This window comes from Candidatus Desulfolinea nitratireducens (assembly GCF_982879505.1).
Genome location: NZ_CEYOSI010000241.1, coordinates 1,737 through 4,228, shown reverse-complemented (window position 1 = coordinate 4,228; position 2,492 = coordinate 1,737). Strand labels below are relative to the sequence as shown.

Annotated in this window: 2 protein-coding genes; both read right to left on the bottom strand. The window is 50.5% G+C overall.

Features of this window, described 5'->3' with window-relative positions; translation table 11 throughout:
- Positions 1 to 33 precede the first annotated feature (33 nt).
- Positions 34 to 993: an ABC transporter permease gene (locus tag AC3DOM_RS15560; protein WP_487919959.1), complete on the bottom strand. Its 960-nt coding sequence runs from the start codon at positions 991 to 993 to the stop codon at positions 34 to 36.
- A 249-nt stretch (positions 994 to 1,242) separates the two neighbouring features.
- Positions 1,243 to 2,492: ABC transporter substrate-binding protein (locus AC3DOM_RS15555; RefSeq protein WP_487919958.1), on the bottom strand; the 1,250-nt coding region annotated here is incomplete at its 5' end.

The following is a 2,492-nucleotide window of genomic DNA, read 5'->3' as shown; positions in this document are numbered from 1 at the left end:
GCGGCGCACTAGATAATAGAGCGATTTCATCGGCTAGTCCTCCTGCTGGATGCGGGGATCCAGTACGCTGTAGCTCAGGTCTGTGAGCATATTCATAAAAACAAAAACGAAGGAAATAAATAATACCGTTCCCTGTACGACGGGATAATCACGTTGGTAGATGGCGTTGAGTGCCAAACGTCCGATCCCTGGCAAGGCGAAAAGTTCTTCGACGATGACTGTGCCGCCCATCAAATAGCCGATCTGAATACCCAAGACGGTGATGACGGGAATCAGCCCATTGCGTAAGGCATGGCGCAGAACGACGATCCGCTCTGATAGACCTTTGGCACGGGCGACTTGAACATATTCCTGACGCAGTTCTTCGAGCATGGAGGAGCGGGTCATCCGCATGACGGTTGCGCTCATCCCCAACGCCAGCGAGACACTGGGCAGGATCATGGATTTGATATTCTCCCAAGCGCCCTCCGAGAAGGGAACAAAACCCGTTGTGGGCAGTTTTCCTGGTAGTTTGAGAGAGATAAATAAGATGAGCAGTGTCCCCAATAAAAAGTTTGGTACTGATAAGCCGATCAACGCCGCCAGACGAGCGATAAGGTCGCCTATATCGTTACGGCGGATGGCGGAGATAATACCTGTGGGGATGGCTAATAAAAGGGTCAGGATGACGGAAAAAAGGGTTAATTCCAATGTGACGGGCAGGCGGCTGAGAATCTCGCCAACAACGGGTTTGCCTGTGCGGAGCGAGTTGCCCAAATCTCCACGCAGCACGTTGCCCATCCAGTAGAAGTATTGCGTTGTGAGCGGTTTATCCAAACCGTAGGCTTTTTCGATGTTGGCAATCTGCTCTTCACTGATGTCTGTGCCGATGCCGAGAAGCACATCCACGAAAGAGCCTGGGATCATGTGCATAATAGCAAAAACCAGAATGGACATGCCTAAAAGCGTGGGGATGAAAATAAAAAGTATGCGGCGGAGGAGATATGAGGACATGGAGTGCTCCAAAAAAATATAGCGGCGGTTGAGTAGCTCCGAGCGCACTTTCGGAGCGTATCGACATCGTGCCCTTTAGGGTAAACCATAGCGGGCTTCAGCAACAAGTATTCTTTGCAAAATCCGCTTTGGTTTCGATACGCCTGACGATAAAACTGTCAGCCTACTCAACCGCCGCTGTCAATCTTGCAGGTAATTTTAGAGAAAGACCCCAGAAGTTTTTTTTCTGGGGTCTTTGCTAAGAAAGTCTTATTCAGAAAGCAGCCAAATGTCTTTCAAGCCCCTGTAAGTATCTACAGATGAAAGCTCGAAGTCCTGAACAGCGTCACTTGTAGCAACATAAGCTGTGCGGGTAGCAAGGAAGAGAATGGGTGCTTCTTCAGAAATCTTCACAGCAGCATCATGATAGAAAGCTTTACGCTCATCAGCATTTACTGTGGTGCGGGCAGAGTTCAGCAGAGCATCAACTTCTTCGTTGCTGTACTGGAAGGCATTCACGGAACCGCCAGTGGTCAATGCGGGGTAAAGCGCACGGTCGGGATCGTTACCACTGCCGTTATAGCTGACGAAGGTATCGAAGCTGCGGTCAATCCATTTCTGGACGAAGGTGCCCCATTCAACCTGGTCAAGAGTGACGACAAAACCAGCGGCTTTGAGTTGGCTCTGAAGAACCAAAGCAATGCTGGAGAACTGCGGGAATTTTGCGCCAGCGGTGATCGAGAAGGTGCAAGGGTTGTCTTCAGTATAGCCAGCGTCTGCCAGAAGGGCTTTGGCGGCTTCTACATCAGGCTGATAGTAGGACAATTCATCCAAAGGCACTGCCCATTCGCCCAAAGTCGGGACGATAGGACCAGCAACCATGCCTTCACCAAAGAAGACAGAGTCAATCAATGCCTGACGATCAATGGCGAGGCTCATCGCCTGGCGAACACGGACATCGTCAAAGGGAGCTTGTGCGGTGTTGATACCGAGAACGTAGTAGTCGGTAGTGTCAAGGCTCTCAACAGAAACGCCTTCGCTGCGAGCAGCCAAACCAGCGGATGCGCCATTCCCAACAGCCGTCATGTGGATCTCGCCTGTGCGGATAGCAGCAATACGGGCAGTTTCATCAGGGATGATCTGATAAGTAATGCCATCAATCATCGGAGCACCATCGAAATAGTCAGCGTTAGAAACCAAGACGGTTTTGGTGCCTTCTACATATTCTTCGAGCATGAAGGGACCAGTTCCATCCATCACAGCCTGCAGATCGCCATTGGCTTCTACAGTTTCCTGCGGAACGATCACAGCCCATTTGCTGGCAATAGTAGACATGAATGCGCCGAATGGCTCAGAAAGGTTGATGGTCACAGTGTAAGTATCTGTGGCTTCAACGCTCTCAATGAGAGCCAACTGGGTTGCCCAAGGGGAAGCAGTCTCTTCAGCTTTGATGCGGTTGAAGCTGTAAACGACATCCTCAGCAGTCATTTCACGACCATTATGGAAGAGTACGCCCTGAC

Coding starts and splice junctions, on each gene's coding strand:
- AC3DOM_RS15560 (WP_487919959.1), bottom strand. CDS start 993: ATGTCCTCATATCTCCTCCGCCGCATACTTTTTATTTTCATCCCCACG.